Source organism: Comamonas sp. F1-6 (assembly GCF_039581415.1).
Taxonomy (GTDB): domain Bacteria; phylum Pseudomonadota; class Gammaproteobacteria; order Burkholderiales; family Burkholderiaceae_C; genus Comamonas; species Comamonas thiooxydans.
In genome coordinates, this window is the sequence record NZ_JBCPWN010000024.1 from 1 (window position 1) to 20,375 (window position 20,375).

21 protein-coding genes and 1 pseudogene are annotated in these 20,375 nt (G+C 60.3%); 16 read left to right on the forward strand and 6 right to left on the reverse strand.

What is annotated here, in order from left to right; all coding sequences use genetic code 11:
• Positions 1 to 968, reverse strand: a 968-nt coding sequence (locus AAIL66_RS20095; RefSeq protein ID WP_343497583.1) for an OprD family outer membrane porin, incomplete at its 3' end; no start/stop codon positions are given.
• Between AAIL66_RS20095 and AAIL66_RS20100 the strand changes: the two genes are divergently transcribed.
• The gene (locus AAIL66_RS20100) at positions 958 to 2,055 is read left to right on the forward strand and encodes a heparan-alpha-glucosaminide N-acetyltransferase domain-containing protein (protein WP_034393006.1); all 1,098 of its coding nucleotides are present in this window, start codon (positions 958 to 960) and stop codon (positions 2,053 to 2,055) included. The two genes, AAIL66_RS20095 and AAIL66_RS20100, sit on opposite strands and share 11 nt — an antisense overlap.
• A gap of 67 nt (positions 2,056 to 2,122) precedes the next feature.
• On the forward strand, positions 2,123 to 2,521 hold the full coding sequence (locus tag AAIL66_RS20105) for a transcriptional repressor (RefSeq protein ID WP_034385118.1): 399 nt from the start codon (positions 2,123 to 2,125) through the stop codon (positions 2,519 to 2,521).
• A 240-nt stretch (positions 2,522 to 2,761) separates the two neighbouring features.
• On the opposite strand, the gene AAIL66_RS20110 is transcribed toward AAIL66_RS20105, so the two are convergent.
• Positions 2,762 to 3,841, reverse strand: a complete 1,080-nt coding sequence (locus AAIL66_RS20110) for an SDR family oxidoreductase (protein WP_343497584.1) — start codon at positions 3,839 to 3,841, stop codon at positions 2,762 to 2,764.
• Between the two features lie 73 nt (positions 3,842 to 3,914).
• Between AAIL66_RS20110 and AAIL66_RS20115 the strand changes: the two genes are divergently transcribed.
• The 5 genes from AAIL66_RS20115 (at position 3,915) to AAIL66_RS20135 (ending at position 7,270) form a co-directional block, all read left to right on the forward strand.
• Positions 3,915 to 4,304, forward strand: a complete 390-nt coding sequence (locus AAIL66_RS20115) for a MerR family transcriptional regulator (protein WP_012839044.1) — start codon at positions 3,915 to 3,917, stop codon at positions 4,302 to 4,304.
• 391 nt (positions 4,305 to 4,695) lie between these two features.
• A complete protein-coding gene (locus tag AAIL66_RS20120; protein ID WP_343497585.1) occupies positions 4,696 to 5,100 on the forward strand; it encodes a group III truncated hemoglobin in 405 nt (134 codons plus the stop codon).
• The gene (locus AAIL66_RS20125) at positions 5,093 to 6,358 is read left to right on the forward strand and encodes an NnrS family protein (RefSeq protein WP_063664213.1); all 1,266 of its coding nucleotides are present in this window, start codon (positions 5,093 to 5,095) and stop codon (positions 6,356 to 6,358) included. The genes AAIL66_RS20120 and AAIL66_RS20125 overlap by 8 nt, the downstream gene beginning before the upstream one ends.
• A gap of 13 nt (positions 6,359 to 6,371) precedes the next feature.
• Positions 6,372 to 6,833: an Rrf2 family transcriptional regulator gene (locus AAIL66_RS20130; protein WP_343497616.1), complete on the forward strand. Its 462-nt coding sequence runs from the start codon at positions 6,372 to 6,374 to the stop codon at positions 6,831 to 6,833.
• Positions 6,830 to 7,270, forward strand: coding sequence for a membrane protein (locus AAIL66_RS20135; RefSeq protein WP_034379846.1), 441 nt, complete (start codon positions 6,830 to 6,832; stop codon positions 7,268 to 7,270). The genes AAIL66_RS20130 and AAIL66_RS20135 overlap by 4 nt, the downstream gene beginning before the upstream one ends.
• 81 nt (positions 7,271 to 7,351) lie before the next feature.
• Here AAIL66_RS20135 and AAIL66_RS20140 read toward each other — a convergent pair whose 3' ends face one another.
• The 4 genes and pseudogenes from AAIL66_RS20140 to AAIL66_RS20155 all read right to left on the reverse strand — a co-directional run bounded on the left by AAIL66_RS20140 (position 7,352) and on the right by AAIL66_RS20155 (position 11,125).
• Positions 7,352 to 8,077 carry an FAD-dependent oxidoreductase gene (locus tag AAIL66_RS20140; protein WP_034356273.1) on the reverse strand — a complete coding sequence of 242 codons (726 nt, stop codon included), beginning with the start codon at positions 8,075 to 8,077 and terminating at the stop codon, positions 7,352 to 7,354.
• A gap of 275 nt (positions 8,078 to 8,352) precedes the next feature.
• A pseudogene (locus tag AAIL66_RS20145) lies at positions 8,353 to 9,279 on the reverse strand (IS5 family transposase).
• 65 nt (positions 9,280 to 9,344) lie between these two features.
• Positions 9,345 to 10,508 carry a GGDEF domain-containing protein gene (locus AAIL66_RS20150; protein ID WP_343497586.1) on the reverse strand — a complete coding sequence of 388 codons (1,164 nt, stop codon included), beginning with the start codon at positions 10,506 to 10,508 and terminating at the stop codon, positions 9,345 to 9,347.
• 341 nt (positions 10,509 to 10,849) lie between these two features.
• Positions 10,850 to 11,125, reverse strand: coding sequence for an oxidative damage protection protein (locus AAIL66_RS20155; protein WP_003053502.1), 276 nt, complete (start codon positions 11,123 to 11,125; stop codon positions 10,850 to 10,852).
• Positions 11,126 to 11,269: 144 nt separating this feature from the next.
• Between AAIL66_RS20155 and AAIL66_RS20160 the strand changes: the two genes are divergently transcribed.
• The 9 genes from AAIL66_RS20160 (at position 11,270) to AAIL66_RS20200 (ending at position 20,083) form a co-directional block, all read left to right on the forward strand.
• A complete protein-coding gene (locus AAIL66_RS20160) occupies positions 11,270 to 12,301 on the forward strand; it encodes a sulfate ABC transporter substrate-binding protein (RefSeq protein WP_003066547.1) in 1,032 nt (343 codons plus the stop codon).
• Between the two features lie 68 nt (positions 12,302 to 12,369).
• The gene (ssuE, locus tag AAIL66_RS20165) at positions 12,370 to 12,966 is read left to right on the forward strand and encodes an NADPH-dependent FMN reductase (protein ID WP_034392970.1); all 597 of its coding nucleotides are present in this window, start codon (positions 12,370 to 12,372) and stop codon (positions 12,964 to 12,966) included.
• Positions 12,967 to 13,187: 221 nt separating this feature from the next.
• A complete protein-coding gene (locus AAIL66_RS20170) occupies positions 13,188 to 14,210 on the forward strand; it encodes a sulfonate ABC transporter substrate-binding protein (protein WP_343497587.1) in 1,023 nt (340 codons plus the stop codon).
• A gap of 20 nt (positions 14,211 to 14,230) precedes the next feature.
• A complete protein-coding gene (locus tag AAIL66_RS20175; RefSeq protein ID WP_343497588.1) occupies positions 14,231 to 15,313 on the forward strand; it encodes a sulfonate ABC transporter substrate-binding protein in 1,083 nt (360 codons plus the stop codon).
• Between the two features lie 23 nt (positions 15,314 to 15,336).
• On the forward strand, positions 15,337 to 16,560 hold the full coding sequence (gene ssuD / locus AAIL66_RS20180; RefSeq protein ID WP_034379833.1) for an FMNH2-dependent alkanesulfonate monooxygenase: 1,224 nt from the start codon (positions 15,337 to 15,339) through the stop codon (positions 16,558 to 16,560).
• Between the two features lie 10 nt (positions 16,561 to 16,570).
• Entirely contained in the window at positions 16,571 to 17,416 is an 846-nt protein-coding gene (gene ssuC / locus AAIL66_RS20185; protein WP_343497589.1) for an aliphatic sulfonate ABC transporter permease SsuC, read from the forward strand.
• A 112-nt stretch (positions 17,417 to 17,528) separates the two neighbouring features.
• Positions 17,529 to 18,518, forward strand: a complete 990-nt coding sequence (locus AAIL66_RS20190; protein WP_343497590.1) for an ATP-binding cassette domain-containing protein — start codon at positions 17,529 to 17,531, stop codon at positions 18,516 to 18,518.
• A gap of 69 nt (positions 18,519 to 18,587) precedes the next feature.
• Positions 18,588 to 19,520 (forward strand): CysB family HTH-type transcriptional regulator, encoded by a 933-nt coding sequence (locus tag AAIL66_RS20195; RefSeq protein WP_343497591.1) that lies wholly within the window; start codon positions 18,588 to 18,590, stop codon positions 19,518 to 19,520.
• A gap of 347 nt (positions 19,521 to 19,867) precedes the next feature.
• Complete coding sequence (locus AAIL66_RS20200; RefSeq protein WP_003053517.1) at positions 19,868 to 20,083, forward strand: molybdopterin-binding protein; 216 nt, start codon at positions 19,868 to 19,870, stop codon at positions 20,081 to 20,083.
• Positions 20,084 to 20,375: the final 292 nt, after the last annotated feature.

The window sequence follows — 20,375 nt, forward strand, 5'->3', positions numbered from 1 at the left end:
GTGTTCCAGTTGTCCGCGTATTGCCCGTAGTAGCTGCTGAGCGTCAGGTGGGTGATGGGAGTGACCCATGTACCGCCTATAAAGCTGAAGGAGCTGCTGGTCACGCCCGAGTAGTTGGCCAGCAGGTCGGCACCGTTCTTGCGGGCGTTGCGGTCAGCCCAGCCGGTAAAGCGTCCGGCCTGCAGTGTGAGCGCAGGGATGTCTGTGCTGATGACTTGCCAGCCTCGATTGCTTTCAGGCAGCAGTCGAGTATCGGACGAACTGAAGAGCAGGGACCTGGTCCGCATCTCGCCCACTTTCAGTTCGGTGGCTGATATTCGGATTTTCAGCGCAGCGCCGGCGCGCCCAAAACGATCGGCAATCTCTTGTCCATTCCTGGCCATGTAGCGAGGTGTTGCGCGTGCATGGTTCGCTTCGGTGCCTAGATTGAGGGCCCCATAGGCATGCGCATCAAGCCCCACTCCAACAAGGCCACGTGTGTAGCCTGATTCGTAATTGAGCATGAGCCCGTAGGCCGATTCGCGAGCAAGGGTTTGGCCTCTCTGTCCGCTTGCGGCGCGAAAGCTGCTGCCATTTTGATAGTCGAGTTGCTCTGAAAGCATGCGGTTTTGCATGATGAGGGAACTGCCCTCGGCAAAGCCTTTGGCTTCGTCCTTTCCAATGGCGAAGGCCTTGCCGCTGGCCAGGAGCAAGGCCGCGACGATTGCAGGGCAGCAGAGGGTGGGGCGGGAGGTCTCGATAGGTTTTTCAGGGAAGACAGCGTGCATGTGCTCCTGCGTTCTTGGACACATGGTTTGCTTGTTGGAAGGGAAGAGCTGAAACCATGTGCGGGTAAACATAGAATTGATATGATAGTGATAATTCAATATCAATAAAGTAAGCAGCTTGTCACCTTCTCCATTTTCGCTAGCGAGTGCTGGCCGTCTGCAATCGATCGATGCGCTGCGTGGTCTCGTCATGCTGTTCATGCTGCTCGACCATGTCCGTGAAACCTTTTACCTGCATCTGCAAGTACCGGACCCGATGGTGGTGGCAGACACTGCGCCCGGCCTGTTCTTTCCGCGCATGCTGGCCCATTTGTGTGCGCCTGTGTTTGTGTTTCTGACAGGCTTGGGGGCATATCTGTATGCCAGCCGCCATGCCGAGGCGGGTCAGGCGAGTGCAGCGTCAGGCTTCCTTTGGCGGCGCGGCCTGTTCTTGGTGCTGCTGGAGGTGACGGTAGTCAACTTCGCCTGGACTTTCCAATTTCCCCCCGCCAAGATCTTCCTGCAAGTGATCTGGGCCATTGGTCTTTCCATGCTGGCCCTGTCGGTGCTGGTGTGGCTGCCACGCAAGGCCTTGCTGCTATTGGGCCTGGTGCTGGTAGCAGGCCACAACCTGTTCGACAGCCTGCATTTCCCGGCGGATCACGTGATGCATATTCCCTGGGCAATCTTGCATGATCGTGGCTGGCTGGAGCTGGCGGGCTTGCAACTGCGCACGTCCTATCCCTTGCTGCCCTGGATTGGTGTGATCGCCCTGGGCTACGGCATCGGACCGTGGTTTGGCAAAGCCTGTGACCCGGCACGGCGCAGACACCACCTGCTCGTTGCAGGCATTAGCTGCCTGCTGGGCTTTGCGCTGCTGCGCACGCTGAACCTGTATGGCGATGCACCTTGGCTGGCCGGTGCGGATACGCTGCGGACGGTCATGTCCTGGTTCAACGTCACCAAGTATCCGCCCTCACTGCTGTTCCTGCTGTTGACGCTCGGCATCGGATTGCTGCTGCTGGGAGCGTTCGAGAAAGCCACAGGCCGCCGCTGGCTGCTGCTTCTGGCCACGCTGGGGGCCGCGCCTATGTTTTTTTATGTGCTGCATCTGTACGTGCTCAAGTTCATGTACTTGAGCGCAATGGCGGTCTGGGGGGCCAACCAGGGACAACTGTTCGGGCTGAGCAGTTTGCTTTGGCTATGGGTGATCTCGGCGCTGCTGGCCGTGACCTTGTATCCCGTCGTTCGCTGGTTTGCTGCATTCAAGCAGCGTCGACGCGACATCACTTGGCTCAAGTACCTGTAGGGGCCGCTCAAGGGGCGAGCCAGGGCACAATATCGCATCCCCGCTTCCATGACATAGCCTCGCCACAATGACCCCCTCCAAGCAACGATCCACGAAGCAGCGCGCGGCTATTGAGCAGGCCATGACGAAGGCCGACAGGCCGCTTGCGCCACAGGAGGTGCTGGAGTTGGCGCAGGCAACGCTACCTGGGCTGGGGATTGCGACCGTGTACCGAGCGCTCAAAGCGATGGCTGAAGAGGGTTTTCTTCATGAAGTCCACTTGCCTGAGCGCACGCCCATGTACGAGGTAGCTCACCACGGCCACCACCACCATTTTCAGTGCACCGTCTGTCAGCGGGTTTTCGATGTACATGCCTGTCCCGGCAACCTGGCGGGCTTGGCGCCACCTGGTTTTCTGGTAGATAGCCATGAAATTACGCTGTATGGCCGCTGTCGTGAGTGCGCGTCCAATTTGTCGGGGGGATGACCTCTCTTGCCGGTAGCCGTCTTGTCGGTCAGCCTTGAATACCGATTCCATCCCAGACCGGCCATGCGATCTGTTGTCATGTCCGACATCATCTGGATGACTGCTTCTGCGTGTGCCGAAATGGTGCAGCAGACCCTTGCGGGCGTATGCAAGCGCATCTGCGACGAGCCCGAGACCGCGCCGTACTGCTCCGTACGACCACCTTGGATCTTGATGTTGTTTGCTGCCCCAAGGAATATGTCAGGCAGTCCTGTCCTTGGCCATGCAATATGAGTTGACGAACATTGCAGTGTGCTGCAAAGCCTGACGTATATCCGGTTTGGCTATTCCATGCCTATTGGCAAATTGCTCGACCGCCGCCGTATCAAAGCGAGTGGTCTGGATAAAGTCCAAGGCTTCAGCGTCTGTATTCAAGAACCGCGCGACGGGCGGAATACTCAGTAGCAACTTCAGCAATCGCAGTGAAATGTGATGCCTGGGAGGCTTCAGGCCCATGGGTTGTGCTACCTGTCCCAGGAGCTCCCGCAAGTTGGGACTTTGGTCATCAAGTGCCAGTAGTTCTTTGCCCACCATGGCAGGATCGAAAGCACAAGCCGCCACCAACTCAACCAGGTAATCCACGGTGACCAGTGGCAGCCAATGCTCGGCAGTGCCGGGCACTGCAGCCAGCTTTCCCTGCGCAAGATTGCGCATCAGTGCAACCAGCGGCTGACCGTCAAGGATATGTCCGGTACGGCTATGGCCGCAGACCGTCGCGGGGTGAACTACGGTAGCTTCCCCACCCTTGGTGGACATGACCTGCAGGGTCGCAAAGTGCGCTTCCAGCTTGCTCGCCTCGTAAGCACCGACGTGTCGGTAGACGGCAGGCCAATCGGTCAGCTCTGGATGACGAGGATCAATTCCGATGCGAAGCAGATGTTCATGATTCTTCAGCATGTAGCCGCCGATCATTACCAAGCGGCTATTTAGCTCAGCCGCCAACAGCGCCACGCGCTTTGCCCCTTCTACATTGACCGCACGAGAATGCTCCAATGAAAGCCCCCAAGCGAAGTGGGCACCCAGGTGGAATACGACTCTGGCCTGCCTTAGCACTGCTTGGTCGGCAGGATTCAGCCCGAGGTTGTCCCACTCAAGGTCGCCTGCAACGGCAAATATCCGGGTGGCAATTCCTCCCAGATTGTCGACTTGCTCTCGCAGTGCAGCCAGCCGTTCTGGGCGGCGCATCAACACCCGGACGGTGTGACCTTTGGCACTCAGGTTTGCCAGCAAATGTTGACCGATGAAGCCGGTCCCTCCCGTGACAAAGCACTCCACGTTCATTCTCCTGCTCCTTGGTAAGGTGAGAAATCAAATGTAGAGTGTCGACCTAACTCTATAGTCAAGCGGTATTTTGATGAGAATCGGCGAACTTGAAACCCGCAGCGGCGCCAGCCGTCATACTTTGCGTTACTACGAGCAAATCGGTCTGATCTCGCCGACGCGACGAACCAACAACTATCGCGTCTACACCGCACAAACCCTGCAGGATCTGACCTTTATCCAGCGCGCGCAAAGCATGGGTTTTTCGCTGGGGGAAATAGGCCAGATCCTGGATGCGCAGCGGAACAAGACGATCGATTGTGCTGACGGCGCCAAACTCATTGAAAAGAAGATGGCGGAGATCAGGCAGAAAATCGCCGACCTGAAAAGCATTTACCGCTATCTGGATGAAGAGCGTGCAAACCTCGAAGCCAGTGCTGCCAGGCAACTTGAGCTGCAGCAACTGGCCAAGGCTTCGAGCTGAGCTGTCGGTGCCCAGGAACGGAAGCTGCCGCCGGCTTCCGGTTTCAAGCCCCCGCGCAGGTATTTTCTGGAGCATAGCGGCCGGACCCTGTCTGGTTCAGTGCAGGCTTGCGCGTCCTCTCTACGAGATTTGAATGGAGCCCTGCTGCGCGGTTTGTTTCTGGGGGCACACACCTCATGCCTAACCCCGTCTGTAGATGGGCAGTCTGTTCCTCGTTTCAAGCACCTGGATCGTCTTGGCAGACAGGTCCGTCAAAAGTTACTGATCCGCGCTTGCATTGAAGGGAAGTCTCTGTAATGCAACAACACCATGCACCTAGAGACATGTCTAGCTATAAGATACATAATTAATGAATCTTATGTGCAGTAACGACAGCGAAAGGAATTGTGCAATGAGGATTCATGAGCTTTGCACTGAAGAGGAGGTCGTCAGCTTGGTGCACTCCTTCTATGCGCGAATACGCCAGGACGAGGTGCTCGGCCCCATCTTCGATGCACGTATAGAGGACTGGGACCATCATCTGACCAAGCTGGTGGATTTCTGGTCGGCCATTTTGCGACGCACAGCACGCTTTTCAGGGGCCCCTATGCCCAAGCATGCTGCGCTACCGGGTCTAAGCCTAGAGCTGTTTGAGCGCTGGCTGGGCCTGTTCGAGATCACGCTGGCAGAGCAACCCAACCGCGCCATGGCCGATCAAGCGTGGCAGGCGGCGCGCCGTATTGCACAGAGCCTGTGGTCGGGCTACCAGATGAGCCGTGATCCCAAGGCACTACCGGCGGTGGTGAGCCATGTCTGAGCTGCTGCAGATCGAGGAGCCGATGGGGTCTGTGCCCCAATCCAAGGATCCTGCCCCCCAGTGGAAAGCCTTACTGGAGCTTGGCTTCAGGCCCTTGTACATGGCCGGTTGTCTGTGGGCTGCGGTGTCGGTCACGTTGTGGGTGTTCGCGCCACAGTGGCTTGCGGGGCGTTTGGGCGGCGTGCAGTGGCATGCGCACGAGATGTTGTGGGCCTTTGTGGCGACGATTGCCGTGGGCTTTCTGCTCACGGCGGCTAGTAACTGGACTGGAAGCAACCCTATTCAGGGCCGGGCGCTGGGCGGGTTGTGCGTACTGTGGCTGCTGGCGCGCGTGGGTTTCCTGGTGGTGGGTGATACAGCTTTTGCTTTTGCCGTAGTGTGTGAACTGCTGTTTTTCGCCGCCGCTGCCGTAGTGCTGGGCCGGGTGATCTATGCAGCACGCAGCCGACGCAATTACGGCCTGCCGATGCTGGTGTCAGGTCTGGGCGTGGCCGATGCACTCTTTCTGCGCTCGGTATGGCAAGGCAGCGACTACGCAACGCTGATGCATTACCTTTATACAGGGCTGCTGTGCATGGCTGTGATTGCACTACTGGTTGCGCGGCGCGTTATTCCATTCTTCGCAATGCGGGCGGTGACGGATCTGCAGATTCCCATGCATACGGCCAGCGGGCAGTGGCAACTCTGGGCTGGCGTGCTTGGCATTGTCTGCCTGTTGCTGGGATGGGTGTCGGGTATGGTGACCGCATTGGCTGTCACGGGACTAATCACCCTATGGCAGGTGTTGGCCTGGAAACCCTGGGCTGTGCGTCAGGTGCCGTTGCTGTGGATTCTGTATCTGGGTCATGCGGCCTTGGGCACGGGCCTGCTGGTGGCAGCGTTCCAGGCGAGCGGCTGGGTACTGCGCTTGGCCTGGCCGGTCCATGTGATCGGTGTGGCCGGCTTTGCGGTGCTGATAATCGGCATGGTGACACGTACGGCTTTGGGCCATCTGGGGCGACCATTGCGCGCCGATGGGAGCATCGTGGTGATGTATGTGCTGGTGCTTGCCGCCGCTTTGCTGCGCCTGCTGGCACTTCTGCCTGCGGGGCTCCCTCAAGCCGCGCTGCATGCCTCGGCGCTTGCATGGGTGCTGGCCTTTGCTTTGTACCTATGGCGATTTGCGCCCTTGCTGATTCGGCCGCGCCTGCCACCAGCTGGACTCTCAGCGGCTCAACCATCAGGATATGTCGCCAGCAAGTCCAGAAAATCTGTTTGAACGAGATCACTCAATGCGTCTAACCCTGATGACCGACTATGCGCTGCGGCTGCTCATGCATGTGGCCCAGCGGCCAGAGCGCCTATGCACGATTTCCGAGGTGGCGCAGGCTTATAGCATTTCCGAGGCAAATCTGATGAAAGTGACGCATCAACTGGCCCTGCTGGGCTGGATAGAGACGGTACGTGGCAAAGGAGGCGGCATGCGCCTCGCCCGTGAACCTAAGCAGATCCATATCGGTACAGTGATACGTGGACTAGAGTCCGACTTCACGCTGGTGGAATGCTTTGGCAACGACAACCGGTGCACGCTGACCGGCGACTGCCGCCTCGCTGGCATGCTGCAAGGAGCTTTGCACAGCTTCATGGCGCATCTAGATGGCTTCACTCTTGCGGACCTGATACCGCCAACATCTGTCAGCGCAGTGCCGTTGGTTCCTGCCATACGACTGTCAAGAGAGAAGGCCCAGACATGAGCTATGGCCTGCTGATCACACTACACCTGCTGGCCGCCGTGGCGTTTGCAGGCACAGTGTTCTTCGAAGTCGTGCTGCTGGCCAACGTGCACAGCCGAGTGCCGAAGCAGCACATGCTCCCCGTGGAGCAGGCGCTGGGGACACGCGCCACCGCCGTCATGCCCTGGGTGTTGCTAGTGCTGTATTTTGCGGGAGCGGGCTTGGCCTGGCAGCACCGCTCGGTACTGGCGCACCCATTGGCCAGCAGTACAGGCATGCTGATGGTGCTCAAGATTGCGCTTGCGCTTAGCGTGCTTGCGCACTTCGCCAGCGCCATGTGGTGGCGCCGCCAAGGACAACTTAATGGGCGACGCTCGCACCGATTGCATCTGAGCGTGTTCTGCCATGTGCTGGTCATTGTCTTGCTGGCCAAGGCCATGTTCTATCTGCACTGGTAAGAGTCTGGCCAGGTATGCCAAGCGGCTGCATCCAAATGCGTCATGGCAGACTTTCCCCTTGATCAGGGTGAGTCTGCCAAATCAATATCCAAAGAACTCCTCACTACGCACATCGTCCTCATCAATGCCGGCTGATAACAGCAACTGCTGCATTGCCGCCACCATGGAAGGTGGGCCAGCAACATAAAAGATCGGATTAGCCAAGCCCTCAATGGCCTGTTGGAGCCACTCTCTATCGATCGTTTGTGTATCACCACTCCAATCCACGGCAGAGTGCTCCATATCCGTCATGGTGGCTTTGAGCCGGAATTTTGGATTCTTCTTTTCGAGAGCTTGAAGCTCAGAGAGAAACGCCGAATCTTCTGGACGACGATTGGAATACAGCAGAAGCAAATCCTGCTGTGACTGCTGCACTGCAGCGTTTCGCAGCATGCTCATGAACGGCGTCACGCCAATCCCACCGGCGATGAGCACACCCGCTCGCGCCGTGTTTTTATGCAAGGTCAGCGAACCAAATGGTCCATCAATATCCAACTCTGCACCTACGGGTAGAGCTCCCAAAGCGCGTTTGTAAACGCTGTCCCTCATCCGCGTGGCAAACACCAATTCACTCTCGTGTGGCGCGCTGACAATGGAGAATGCGTGACATCGCTCCTCTTTGCTTTCCCCTGGGAGCGCGCCCGGCAGCTGGATTTCAAACGCCTGTCCAGGGCGGAAATCAAACCCCGCCGGTTTGGCGAGATGGAATGCCATCGTACCCTGTGCAACCTCTTCGCACTCGAGGATTTTGCTGTGCTCTATGCCCATGATTCACTCCTTCGCAATCGATGGATCTACACATTGGATGTGTCCAATGGAGCAAATATTCCCGCCAATCGATACCCACCGTGAGAAACGGGTCGAATTGGGTGTTCTCATTGAACCGACCACCTCAGCCTGTTATGGCGGCGTTTGGCCAGAAGCAGCCCCGTTCAGCACAAGGCCGCGAACGGGAGGTCTAGGCTGGCTGTAGCCGTTTAACTCAAAGAGGCGTTGTTGCATAAATCCAGTTTGAGGCGAGTGACCCCATACCCCGGCCGTGGCTATGCCACGGCTGCCGTCTGAGGACGGCCCAGTTCAGTAAATCGATTCAATATGGCTGCTCGGATGTGCAGCTCGTTGACTTGGCGTTCAAAGGTGCGAGACATCACTCGCTCACCCAGTCTTTTGATGCAGTTCATCTTCGTTTCCACCAGACTTCGCCGGTGGTAGCCAATCCAGCGTTTCCAGGTACTGCGTCCCAAGCGCCTGCACACAGCAATAGCTGCATTGCGGTGTTCAAAAACTGTTCCCCTGCGCACTCGTGCATTCTTGCGTGGAGGAATGAGGGGTATAGCCCCGCGCCTGATGATCGCTTCGTAGGCGGGCTGTGTATCGTAAGCACCATCACCAGTAAGACTTTTAAGTGCTTCATCTGGTGGCAATTGTTCCAACAAATCGCAGAGCACTGAGGCATCGCTGACGTTGTTGCTCGTCACACAGATTGCCCGAATCTGCAAGGTGTCGGCATCGATGCCTATGTGCAACTTACGCCACTGACGGCGATATTCGGCACCGTGCTTTTTGCACTTCCATTCGCCTTCACCCAGAAACTTGATTCCTGTTGAGTCAACCAGAAGATGCAAGCCTGCTTTGCTGCGAGAGTACGGAATCTGGACATTCAAATCTCGCTGTCGCCTGCACAGGGTGCTGAAGTCGGGCACTGGCCATGCAAGGCCGCACAGTTGAAGCACCGACTCCACCAAACCAGTGGTTTGCCTCAGCGCCAAGCCAAACAAGTTTTGAAGGGTCAAGCAAAACTGGATGGCAGCATCAGAGAACTTCGGACTACGTCCGCGTTTGCCGCTGCCAGCGGCAAACCAGGCCATGTGCTTGTCCAATCAAACTGACAGTGAACCACGTGCCTTGAGTGCCGCGTTGTACTGTTTCCAGTTCGTGGTTTGGTAGCGAGGTTTGTTGGCTGGGATCATGCAGCAAGCCGACGGCTGGCGGCATAGCTATTTATGCAACAACGCCCTGTCGAGGCTAGGGTGCATCATTGCGACCGCCCTGGCGGAAGCGGGGCGAGTTCCATCCGGTCCCGTCCCTTGCGCTTCGATGCGTAGAGGGCTTCGTCGGCCCGCTTGAGCCAATGTGACAGCTCGGTCTCGGGCTGGTCGAACAAGGTTGCACCGATGCTCAGGGACACTGGCTCCGGCGTTGCGAACATGGCGCGCGCCTGCTGCGCGAACGACTCGCGCAGGTTCTGTCCCAGCTCCTGTGCGACGGTGCCGGAGACACTGCGCAGCAGAATCACGAACTCGTCCCCGCCCAGTCGCGCGGCCTGTGCGCCGTGGGGCAGCAAGCCTCGGATGAGGTCGCTCAGGGTCACCAGCAGGCGGTCGCCGGCATCGTGACCGTGCAGGTCGTTGACCTGCTTGAAGTGGTCAATGTCGATCAGCAGCAGGGCGCCTGGGCTGGCTGGCGAGGCCTGCCGCAGCAGCTCGGGTGCGCGCAGATAGAGCGCTCGGCGGTTGTCCAGGGCTGTCAGCGGATCGCGGGCGGCGATCTGTGCGATGCGCTCTTCGCGGCGATGGCGCTCGGTGCCGGTCATGGACATCGCGAGCAGCATGATCGCCATTACGCCTTCTACCAGCGAGACCAGAATCACCGCGCCTCGGAAACTGGCCAGGTTGACGAAAGCGTCCGGTGCCACGGCCGAACCGGCCTTGGCCAGGTAGAACAGGCCGTGTGCCAGCAGGACGAAGCGCAGCTGCGCCGCACCCACACTCAGTGCTGCGCCATGCGGGCGCAGCAGCAGGCCGGCGCGCAAGGTGATGATGGCAATCATCAGCGACTGGATGCCCAGCATCGTCTTGGACCACCAGGGCCCGTCGGGCAGAAACAGCATCGCCAGCCAAACGACGGCCAGCAGCCACCAGGTGCGCGGCAGCCTAGTGCGTGTGAATCCGGCAACGCCAACCAGGAACAGCCAGTGGGCTGAGATCAGCAAGCCGTTCGGGAACCAGATGCCGAACAACACATAGCCACTGGAACGCAGCAGGGCCAGCACGCTGCCCACGGCGATGATCGCAAACCCCGCGCTCCAGAGCAGCAGCGATCGTTCGCGGACGCTGCTCCATTCCGCAGCCAGGTACAGCGCCGAGGCTGCGGCCATGGCCGCGGAGAGGACGAGCAGGGTGAAGGGATCGAGAACCATGGACGATGGATGTGTCAGCGGGGGAGCCGATCAGCTGCTCGGGGGCGACGGTCGGGGCCGTGGCATTGATTGAAATGGAACGGGCCGCACGCGAGGCGAATTGTCGCAGGATGCGGATTTTCAAGTATCTCTTGTGGGCTGGGTCACCGGGAGGAATTAACGGATGGAGCCGGGCATAAGGAGAGGATGTCCGACGCAGCTCCCGCCGCGATCGGCAGGCCGTCCTCGGTGACCCGGGCACACGCGGAGCGGCCGTGCGACATCGCCGCTACGGCTGCGAATTCACACATGAAAAAGCCCCGGGGCAGGGCCACGGGGCTTGGTGTCCGAGTCAGAAGAACTTACTCGGCGCTGGGAGGCACATAGCCGGCAGCAGCATCGGCTCCGCCGCCAAAGAAATGGTTTTCCATCTGACGAGCCAGATACTGGCGGGCGCGGGCATCGGCTAGGTTCAGACGGTTTTCATTGATCAGCATGGTCTGGTGCTTGAGCCAGTCGGCCCAGGCCTGCTTGCTCACGCTTTCATAGATACGCTTGCCCAGCTCGCCAGGGGCAGGAGGGAAATCCAGGCCTTCAGCGTCTTGACCAAGCTTGATGCAGTGAACGGTACGTGCCATGTGTAGGGTCCTCTTGGTTGATTTCAGATGTTTAGGTAATAACAAACTGAAATCTTAGTAGTTTGAGTTTTAAGAATGCGGCTCAAGAATGCACAGCAACGGGGGCAGAAGCCCGTTAACCATTCACTCCAAGAACACAGTCCAATGAAAAATCGTCGCAACTTTATCAAGTTTCCTCTGGCTGCCGGTCTGATTGCTGGCTTGACCCTCTCGGCTCTGCCCACATTGCCTGCTTTTGCACAAACCGGCGTGCAGCTGCTCAACGTTTCTTACGACCCCACACGCGAGCTGTATGTGAACTACAACCAGGCGTTTGCCAAGCACTGGAAGGCTGCGCAGAACCAGGATGTGACCATCAAGCAGTCGCATGGCGGCTCGGGCAAGCAGGCGCGTTCCATCATCGACGGCATTGAGGCCGATGTGGCCACGCTGGCCCTTGCAGGCGATATCGACGCCCTGGTCAAGAACGGCAATGTCAAGGCCGACTGGCAAAAGCGCCTGCCGCACAACAGCGCGCCCTACAGCTCCACCATCGTGTTCCTGGTCAAAAAGGGCAATCCCAAGGGCATCAAGGACTGGGACGATCTGGTCAAGCCCGGCATCCAGGTGATCACGCCCAACCCCAAGACCTCGGGTGGTGCACGCTGGAACTATCTGGCGGCCTGGGAATTTGCCAAGCGCAAATACGGCGGCGATGCACAGGCCAAGGATTTCATCACCAAGCTCTACAAGAACGTGCCCGTGCTGGATACGGGCGCGCGTGGCTCCACCGTGACCTTTGTGCAGCGCGGTCTGGGCGATGTGCTGCTGGCCTGGGAGAACGAGGCCTATCTGGCGCTCAAGGAGTTCGGCCCAGAAAAGTTCCAGATCGTCGCACCTTCGCTGTCCATCCTGGCCGAGCCTTCGGTGGCCGTGGTCGACAAGGTGGTCGATAAAAAGGGCACGCGCACCGTGGCCGAGGCCTATCTGAAGTATCTGTACTCCGAGGAGGCCCAGCGCATCGCCGGCAAGAACTTCTACCGTCCGACCGATGCCAAGGTGGCCGCCGAGTTTGCCGGCCAGTTCCCCAAGCTGGAGCTGTTCACCATCGACAAGGCCTTTGGCGGCTGGGCAGCGGCAGACAAGGCTCACTTCGCCGATGGCGGCAGCTTCGACCAGATCTACACCAAGAAATAAGCGAAACGCAGGATGGGAGCGCGATGAGTGCTCCTGTCTTTGCAATGACAAAAAGATAGAGCCAAGCCATGTCGATTTTGCTGATTGCCGGTAGTCCCTCGCAGCCTTCGCGCTCCAGTGCCTTGCTCAATGCCGTGGCTGCCCGCCTGCAGGCACAGGGCCTGAGCACCGAGCCCGTGCTGCAGCTCAACCAGCTGGACCCCGCAGCCCTGTTGCATGCCCGCTTCGATCACTCCGAGATTCGTGCCGTGACCGATAGAGTGGCCCGTGCCGACGCGGTGGTGGTGGCCACACCCGTTTACAAGGCTGCCTACAGCGGCCTGCTCAAAGTGTTTCTCGATGTGCTGCCACAGACGGCGCTCAAGGGCAAGCTGGTCCTGCCTCTGGCCACTGGCGGCAGCCCTCACCATATGCTGGCGCTGGACTACGCGCTGCGCCCCGTGCTGCAGTCGCTTGGCGCGCGCCACATACTGCCGGGCATCTATGCCACCGATCAGGGGGTGCCACTGCTGCCTGAAGGCGGTTATGGCCTGGCCCCCGAGATTGCCGAGCGCGTCGAGGATGCCGCCCAGTTGCTGGCCACCGATCTGCGCCGCAGTGCCCAATGGGCCGCAGCCAATGACTTTGAAAGCATCGCGTTTGCCGACGTGCGATGTAGCGTTTGAACTAGCGCCCCCCTGAGCCGCTACGCGGCTTCCCCCGAGGGGACGGCAGCATCGCTGCGGGGCGCCCCTTGCTTGCTGCCTCACTGATGGGGCGGTGCCCATTTCTCCATGTCTCTGTTTTTGATAGCAGTTCCCGCACTGCGAAGGCTGAGTTGCGCCTGAAATCAGGCCAAAGGTGCGCCTGAAGTGTGTGGACTGCAAGCTCCAAGGATTGATTTCTCATGACCGATCGCAACAACACTTCTGTCGTCATTTCGTCGCAATTGCTGAACACCACACGCCGTCAGTGGCTGGCGGGTACGGCAGCTTCGGCGCTGGCGCTGGCCTCGGGCGGACTGCATGCGCAGCAGAGCAATGGCACGGCAGGCGGGCAGCGCGTGCTGCGCGTGGGCCATCAAAAAGGCTGGCTGTCGATTCTCAAGAATCGCGGCACCCTGGAAAAGCGCCTGAGCCCGCTGGGCGTGGCCGTGCGCTGGGTTGAATTCAATGCCGGACCTGTGCAATTGGAAGCGCTCAATGTCGGCTCGATCGACTTTGGCGATGTGGGCGAGGCACCGCCCATCTTTGCCCAGGCCGCCGGTGCGCCCCTGGTCTATGCGGGTGCCACGGTGGCGCGCCCCGGCCTGGAAGCGGTGATCGTGCCCAAGGGCTCGGCGATCCGCAGCGTGGCCGACCTCAAGGGCAAGCGCATTGCCTACAACAAGGGCTCCAACGTTCAATACTTCCTGGTCAAGCTGCTGGAAAAGCATGGCCTCAAGTACGGCGATGTGCAGTCGGTCTTTCTGGCCCCTCCCGATGCGCGGGCCGCGTTCGAGAAGGGCTCGGTCGATGCCTGGGTGATCTGGGACCCGTTCCTGGCCTCAGCCCAGAAGGCTCTGGATGCACGCCTGCTGGCCGATGCCAAGGGCGTGGTCAACAACCGTGCCTACTACTTCACCTCGCGTGACTATGCGAGCCGCAATGCCGATGTGCTGCGCATCGCGATCGAGGAAATTGCCGCCATCGATGCCTGGGCCAGCAAGAACAAGAGCGCAGCAGCGGCCGAGCTGTCTCAGATCCTGGGCCTGGACACCGCGGTGACCGAGCTGTACCTGAGCCGTACCGAGTTCGGCACCAAGGCCGTGAATGCCGAAATCCTGGGTGAGCAGCAAAAGATTGCAGACACCTTCTTCGATCTCAAGCTGATCCCCAAGAAGCTCAATTTGCTGCATGCCGCGCCTGTGGACTTGCTGGCCAGCCGCTGATTCATGAAAAGGTCATTGCCATGAGTTCAGCATCCTCTTCACCCCGTTTCCATCGCGGCCGTCGCCAGGCACTGCAACTGCTGGGCACCACGGCTTTCAGCTGGACCCTTGCCGCGCATTACGCCAACGATGCACTGGCCCAGCCTGGGCCGGTTATTGCGGCTCCGGCCCAGTTGCGCATCGGCTATCAGAAGTCGGCCGTCAATCTGGTCGTGCTCAAGCAGCATGGCATTCTGGAAAAGCGCTTTCCAGGCACCAAGATCAGCTGGCTGGAGTTTCCAGCCGGGCCGCAGTTGCTGGAGGCGCTGTCGGCCGGAAGCCTGGACTTTGGCCTGACCGGCGATTCGCCGCCCGTGTTTGCCCAGGCCGCGGGCAAGGATCTGCGCTATGTAGGGGCCGAGCCGCCCAAGCCTGAAAGCTCGGCCATTCTGGTGCTCGCCGATTCGCCGCTGAAAACCCTGGCCGACCTCAAAGGCAGGCGCGTGGCGCTGCAAAAAGGCTCAAGCGCCCATTACCTGCTGGTGCGTGCGCTGGACAAGGCAGGTATTGCCTGGGCCGACATTCAGCCCGTGTATCTGGCACCGGCCGATGCGCGTGCCGCTTTCGAACGCGGCAGCGTCGATGCCTGGGCCATCTGGGACCCGTTCTATGCGGCCACCGAGCTGAGCATCCGGCCGCGCGTGCTGACCAGCGGTGAAGGGCTGTCGGGCAACAACTCTTTCTATCTGGCCTCGCGCGGCCTGGTTGAGCACCATCCCCAGCTCATCAAGGCCTTGTTCGACGAGCTCACGCGCGCCGATCAGCTGGTGCAGACCTCGCGCAAAGAGGCCGTGCAACTGCTGGCTGCTTTCAGCGGGCTGGATGCGAATGTGGTCAGCCGCTTTATCGGCCGCAGGCCCAGCTCGCCGACCACGCTGCTCAATCCCGCCATCGTGGTCGAGCAGCAGCGCGTGGCCGATACCTTTTTTCGTCTGGGCGTGATTCCACGCCAGGTGAAGGTGGCCGACATCGTCTGGCAGCCCACGGCGGCTGAATACGCCGGCCATGGCCAGGCGAGCCCCGCCGCTTCATCCATCACGCCCTCCGTGGCATCCAGGTTCTAAGTCAGGTTCAAGGAGATTTCGTCATGCAAGTGTTCTGGTTCATTCCCACCCATGGTGATGCCCGCTACCTGGGTAGCAGCGAAGGCGCACGCCAGCTGAGCCATGACTATGTCAAGCAGGTGGCCGTGGCGGCCGACAGCCTGGGCTACGAAGGCGTGCTGATTCCCACGGGCCGCTCCTGCGAAGATCCCTGGGTGGTGGCGTCCAGCCTGTTGCCCGTCACCAAGCGCCTCAAGTTCCTGGTGGCCGTGCGTCCCGGCCTGCATCAGCCCAGCCTGGCTGCTCGCATGGCAGCCAGCTTCGACCGGCTTTCCGGCGGGCGGCTGCTGATCAATCTGGTCACCGGCGGCGATCAGGCCGAGCTGGAGGGCGATGGCGTGTTTCTCGATCATGCGACGCGCTATGAACAATCGGCCGAGTTCATCGAGATCTGGCGCGAGATTCTGGCACGCAGCCATGAGGGAAAGTCGCTGGATTTCGAAGGTCGGCATCTGCAGGTCAAGGGTGCCAAGCTGCTGTTCCCGCCACTGCAAAAACCCTATCCACCTGTCTATTTCGGCGGTTCTTCGCCTGCCGCCCACGAGCTGGCGGCAGAGCAGGTCGATGCCTATCTGACCTGGGGCGAGCCACCGGCCGAAGTCGCCAAAAAGATTGCCGATGTGCGCGAGAAGGCCGATCGCCGTGGCCGCCAGGTCAAGTTCGGCATCCGTCTGCATGTGATCGTGCGCGAGACCGATGAAGAGGCATGGGCCGACGCCGAACGATTGATCAGCCGCCTCAAGGACGAGACCGTGGTGCAGGCCCAGGCTGCGTTTGCACGCATGGATTCCGAAGGCCAGCGCCGCATGGCCCAGCTGCATGCGGGCGGCACCAAGCGCAGCCGCAAGGACCTGGAGATCAGCCCCAATCTGTGGGCCGGTGTGGGTCTGGTGCGTGGCGGTGCGGGCACGGCCCTGGTGGGCAGCGCCCAGGCTGTGGCCGACCGTATCAAGGAATATGCCGATCTGGGCATAGACACCTTTGTGCTCTCGGGCTACCCGCATCTCGAGGAAGCCTATCGCTTTGCCGAGCTGGTCTTCCCGTTGCTGCCCGTCAACGTGCAGGAAAAGCTCGGCGGTGGCAACCCCGGCGGCCCGTTTGGAGAAACCGTGGCCAATCTGTACTCGCCGCGAGCCGCCGCTTCGGAAGCCGCTGCTTCGGGAGCCGCCGCTCCAGAGCGCGAGCAGGTCCGAGTGTCGCAAAGCTGAAGGAGAGTGTATGAGTGATGTTCAAACGCTGACCTTGCAATCCGCTGCCCAGCCTGCAAGCCCGCCGGTGCCGCGCCTTGAGTTGCTGGCGCGTCAGTTCGCTTTGCGGCTGCTGCCCTGGCTGTTGCCGGTCGCGCTGATCGCTGCCTGGCAGGCCGCATCGGCTTATGGCTGGCTGTCCACACGGGTGCTGCCCGCACCGCTGGATGTGTTGCGTGCAGCCTGGGCTCTGGCAGAGTCGGGCGAGTTATGGACCCATGTCAAGGTCAGTGCCGGGCGTGCGCTGGCGGGGCTGGCCATTGGTGGCAGCCTGGGCTTGCTGCTGGGGCTGCTCACAGGCTCGCTGCGCTGGGCCGAGACGCTGCTCGATTCCACGATCCAGATGGTGCGCAACATCCCTGCGCTGGCGCTGATTCCGCTGGTCATTCTGTGGTTCGGCATCGACGAATCGGCCAAGCTGTTTCTGATCAGCGTCTCGGTGTTCTTTCCCATCTATCTGAACACCTTTCACGGCATTCGCAACGTGGACCTTGGTCTGATCGAGATGGGCCGCAGCTACGGCCTCACGCGCTGGCAGCTGTATCGCGACATCGTCTTGCCGGGAGCGCTGTCTTCCATCCTCGTGGGCTTGCGTTTTTCGCTGGGGCTGATGTGGGTGATTCTGATCGTGGCCGAGACCATCTCGGCCCAGGCGGGCATCGGCTACCTGACCATGAATGCGCGTGAATTTCTGCAGACCGATGTGGTGCTTGTGGGCATCTTGCTCTACGCAATTCTGGGCAAGCTGGCCGATGTGTTTGCCCGTTCGCTGGAGCGCTGGTGGCTGCGCTGGCATCCGAGCTATGGAGCCCCCTGAGCCGCATTGCGGCTTCCCCCAGGGGACGACAGCCTCGCTGCGCGGCGGCGCTTGCTCGCTGTCACGCGCATGTGCTGCGCCAGTTTTGAACAGACAAAGACGGGAGTTGGTGATGAGCAGTTTGTGGAGTCGTTTGACGCAGTCGCTGGTGGGTGCAGGTGCGCTGAATGCGCGTCAGCCGCTGGTGGCCTGGGAGGCTTCCTGGGACGAGGCCGAGGCCTTGCAGGCGAGTGGAAAGCTGTGGCAGCGGACCAAGGATGTAGAAGAAGAGCAGCAGGGCAGCAGCAAGCAGCCGGATGTGCAGCAGAAAGCGGCCCAGGGTGTGCATCTGCAGACGCTGCAGCTGACCAAGCGCTATGGCGAGCGGGAAGTGCTCAAACAGGTGCAGCTCGATGTCCGGCCCGGCGAGTTCATCGCCATCGTTGGGCGCAGCGGCTGCGGCAAGTCCACCTTGCTGCGCCTTGTGGCCGGGCTGGAAGAGGCCAGTGCCGGGCAGCTACTGATCGATGCGCGCGAGCAGCGCCGGCAGAACAGGGATACGCGCATCATGTTTCAGGACGCGCGTCTGCTGCCCTGGAAGCGGGTGCTGGACAACGTGATTCTTGGGTTGCCCGATTCGGCACGCGAGCGCGGCCGCAAGGTGCTGGCGCAGGTAGGACTGGCTGACCGCGAAAACGAATGGCCGGCGCGGCTGTCTGGCGGCCAGCGCCAGCGCGTAGCCCTGGCCCGAGCCCTGGTTCACCAGCCACGGCTGCTGCTGCTCGATGAACCGCTGGGCGCTCTCGATGCGCTGACGCGCATCGAGATGCACCGCCTTATCGAAGGTCTGTGGCGCAGCCATGGCTTCACGGCCTTGCTGGTCACTCACGATGTGCAGGAAGCCGTGGCCCTGGCCGACCGCGTGGTGCTGATCGAGGATGGGCGCATTGCGCTCGACGAGCGTATCGATTTGCCGCGCCCGCGTGTGCATGGCGATGCCCGCTTTGCTGCGCTGGAGACGCGCATTCTGGATCGCGTGCTGCAAAAGCCCGAGTCAGAACAGGCAACCGGACTGCCGAGCTGGCCTGGCGTGCCGGCTACGGGCCTGCGCTGGGCGATTTGAGCATCCAACGAAAACCAAGAGAAACAGGCGGCTGGCGCAGCCACAAGCTGTGCCGCCTGCCATCAAGATATGAATTTTCAGCAACTGCGTTCGGTCCGGGAAACGGCAAGGCGTGGCTTCAATCTGACCGAAGTGGCGGCCATGCTCCACACCTCGCAGCCCGGTGTGAGCCGGCAGATTCGCGAGCTCGAGGAGGAGTTGGGCATCGATATCTTTGTGCGCGCCGGCAAGCGCCTGACGGGGCTGACGCCGCCCGGCACGGCCTTGCTGCCTATTGTCGAGCGCATGCTGCTCGAGGCCGACAATCTGCGTCGCGCGGGCGAGGACTTCCACGCCAGCGAGCGTGGTGGCCTGTCGATTGCTGCCACGCATTCCCAGGCACGCTATGCCTTGCCCCAGGTGGTGCGCGATTTCCGCAGGCTCTACCCCCAGGTTTCGCTGCATCTGCATCAGGGCTCGCCACGCCAGGTGGCCGAGATGCTGCTCTCGGGTGAGGCCGATATCGGCGTGGCCACCGAGGCGCTGGGCAGCTATGAGAATCTGGTGACCCTGCCTTGCTACCGCTGGTCGCACAGCGTGGTCGTGCCGCCCGGCCATGAACTGCTCGATACGGACGGAGCACTGACATTGGAGGCGCTGGCGCGCCATCCCATCATCACCTACGAGCAGGGTTACACGGGGCGTGCCCATATCGACAAGGCGTTTGCGGCGACCGGGCTGGTGCCCGATGTGGTGCTCACCGCCATGGATGCCGATGTGATCAAGACCTATGCGGAGTTGGGCATGGGCGTGGGCATCATTGCCTCCATCGCTTTCGATGTCGAGCGCGACCGCCATCTACGCGCTATCGATGCCCGCCATCTGTTCGAGGTCAATCTCACGCGCCTGGCTCTGCGCCGCGATGCCTGGCTGCGTGGCTATGCCTATGCCTTCATCGAGAGCTTTGTGCCTACGCTGACCCCCGAGGTGGTGCGTGCGGCACTGCAATCTGCCGAAGACTGAATTTCAACTCGAATCTCCCGCAAGAGCTTCAAGCCCCTGATATTGCACTACATGGGGCGACTGTGCAGCAGGGGCTGGCACAGGTGGTGCTCAATGCCTCGAACTTTTTGCGCAGCCATATCGTAGTGCAGGGCGTCCTCGTCATTCGCGCGATTGGACTGCTGCGCGAGGCATGGCCGCGCAGGCTTGTGCCACGCTACGGTCGCTTATTTTCATAAGATGTTTTTGATATAAAAATTTTTGTTTTTATTCTTTTGAGTTTTTTGGAGAAGGTTTCAGAATTGTTTTCGTGCAGTGCAGCAAACACTGTTTTTCAGAACCTTCATGACTTCTCAGGAGAATTTTGTATGTCCATTCAAGCCATCAACGTACGCAATCAGTTCAAGGGCAAGGTCAAGGAAATCATCCGCGGTGACGTGGTCTCGGAAGTGGATGTGGAAACGCCCTGGGGCATCGTCACTTCGGTGATCACCACGCGCTCGGTCAATGATCTGGGTTTGGCGGTGGGCTCGGAGGTTGTCGCTCTGGTCAAGTCCACAGAGGTGTCCATCGCCAAGCTGTAAATCTCATTTGCTCTCAAAAGAGCACCCAGCGCAGGTACTGCTTGCGCTGGGTGTTTTCTTTCTTGGACCCGCTAATACCGCCCTTGATATGTCGTTGCTTCGCCTTGCGGCTTCGCGCCTGGTCTCAATGGCAAGCCTGCGGTTTGCTCGGTGGTGTTGGCGGTTCTGAGGGACATGGTGAGCATCGGGCGCACAGTGCCAAACAGGCATGGCCTAAGCAGTGGACAGCAAGCAAGGGCCTCGGCGGCCCCGCCGCGAAGCAGAGAGGGGGGAAGGCGCAAAGCGCCTCAGG

Bases quoted from the DNA above. Each gene is read 5' to 3' on its own strand.
- AAIL66_RS20100 (WP_034393006.1), top strand. From the start codon at position 958: ATGCTGTTCATGCTGCTCGACCATGTCCGTGAAACCTTTTACCTGCAT.
- AAIL66_RS20105 (WP_034385118.1), top strand. From the start codon at position 2,123: ATGACCCCCTCCAAGCAACGATCCACGAAGCAGCGCGCGGCTATTGAG.
- AAIL66_RS20110 (WP_343497584.1), bottom strand. From the start codon at position 3,841: ATGAACGTGGAGTGCTTTGTCACGGGAGGGACCGGCTTCATCGGTCAA.
- AAIL66_RS20115 (WP_012839044.1), top strand. From the start codon at position 3,915: ATGAGAATCGGCGAACTTGAAACCCGCAGCGGCGCCAGCCGTCATACT.
- AAIL66_RS20120 (WP_343497585.1), top strand. From the start codon at position 4,696: ATGAGGATTCATGAGCTTTGCACTGAAGAGGAGGTCGTCAGCTTGGTG.
- AAIL66_RS20125 (WP_063664213.1), top strand. From the start codon at position 5,093: ATGTCTGAGCTGCTGCAGATCGAGGAGCCGATGGGGTCTGTGCCCCAA.
- AAIL66_RS20130 (WP_343497616.1), top strand. From the start codon at position 6,372: ATGCGTCTAACCCTGATGACCGACTATGCGCTGCGGCTGCTCATGCAT.
- AAIL66_RS20135 (WP_034379846.1), top strand. From the start codon at position 6,830: ATGAGCTATGGCCTGCTGATCACACTACACCTGCTGGCCGCCGTGGCG.
- AAIL66_RS20140 (WP_034356273.1), bottom strand. From the start codon at position 8,077: ATGGGCATAGAGCACAGCAAAATCCTCGAGTGCGAAGAGGTTGCACAG.
- AAIL66_RS20150 (WP_343497586.1), bottom strand. From the start codon at position 10,508: ATGGTTCTCGATCCCTTCACCCTGCTCGTCCTCTCCGCGGCCATGGCC.
- AAIL66_RS20155 (WP_003053502.1), bottom strand. From the start codon at position 11,125: ATGGCACGTACCGTTCACTGCATCAAGCTTGGTCAAGACGCTGAAGGC.
- AAIL66_RS20160 (WP_003066547.1), top strand. From the start codon at position 11,270: ATGAAAAATCGTCGCAACTTTATCAAGTTTCCTCTGGCTGCCGGTCTG.
- ssuE (WP_034392970.1), top strand. From the start codon at position 12,370: ATGTCGATTTTGCTGATTGCCGGTAGTCCCTCGCAGCCTTCGCGCTCC.
- AAIL66_RS20170 (WP_343497587.1), top strand. From the start codon at position 13,188: ATGACCGATCGCAACAACACTTCTGTCGTCATTTCGTCGCAATTGCTG.
- AAIL66_RS20175 (WP_343497588.1), top strand. From the start codon at position 14,231: ATGAGTTCAGCATCCTCTTCACCCCGTTTCCATCGCGGCCGTCGCCAG.
- ssuD (WP_034379833.1), top strand. From the start codon at position 15,337: ATGCAAGTGTTCTGGTTCATTCCCACCCATGGTGATGCCCGCTACCTG.
- ssuC (WP_343497589.1), top strand. From the start codon at position 16,571: ATGAGTGATGTTCAAACGCTGACCTTGCAATCCGCTGCCCAGCCTGCA.
- AAIL66_RS20190 (WP_343497590.1), top strand. From the start codon at position 17,529: ATGAGCAGTTTGTGGAGTCGTTTGACGCAGTCGCTGGTGGGTGCAGGT.
- AAIL66_RS20195 (WP_343497591.1), top strand. From the start codon at position 18,588: ATGAATTTTCAGCAACTGCGTTCGGTCCGGGAAACGGCAAGGCGTGGC.
- AAIL66_RS20200 (WP_003053517.1), top strand. From the start codon at position 19,868: ATGTCCATTCAAGCCATCAACGTACGCAATCAGTTCAAGGGCAAGGTC.